Origin of the sequence: Bartonella taylorii 8TBB (genome assembly GCF_902825155.1) — a bacterium.
In the GTDB taxonomy this organism is placed as follows: domain Bacteria; phylum Pseudomonadota; class Alphaproteobacteria; order Rhizobiales; family Rhizobiaceae; genus Bartonella; species Bartonella taylorii_A.
The window spans coordinates 1-392 of sequence record NZ_CADEAG010000211.1; the positions used below are offsets into that span (position 1 = coordinate 1).

The 392-nt window shown below is 35.2% G+C and carries 1 pseudogene; it reads right to left on the minus strand.

Annotated elements, in window-relative coordinates:
* Positions 1-222: 222 nt before the first annotated feature.
* Positions 223-392 (minus strand): annotated as a pseudogene (locus J7R13_RS09760) (HlyD family secretion protein); the annotation flags it as partial.

The following is a 392-nucleotide window of genomic DNA, read 5'->3' on the forward strand; positions in this document are numbered from 1 at the left end:
ACAATCAACAGGAAAAACCTTGAAATGCCCGCCTCAAAGTGGGCATTCTTCTACATCTGGGAAAAAACAACGTACAAAACATCAGGGTTACTTTGATACATAAATAAGAATTTTATGAATTGAAAAAGCTCAAATATAACAATCCAAATCAAATCTTCTAAAGTAAATGCCCACTTGCTAGAAGTAAAGGACATAGAAATCAAACTCAAAAATCCCAAAATCTTAACCTCCATGAGTATTTTGTGAAGTATCTACATAGGTAACTACAGACATCCCAGGGATGAGTGTTTCAAGCCCCTCCTGTCCAGGATCTAAAGCAATGCGCACCGAAATACGTTGCGCAATTTTAATGAAATTACCAATTGTAGTATCTGTTTTTAACAGTGAAAATT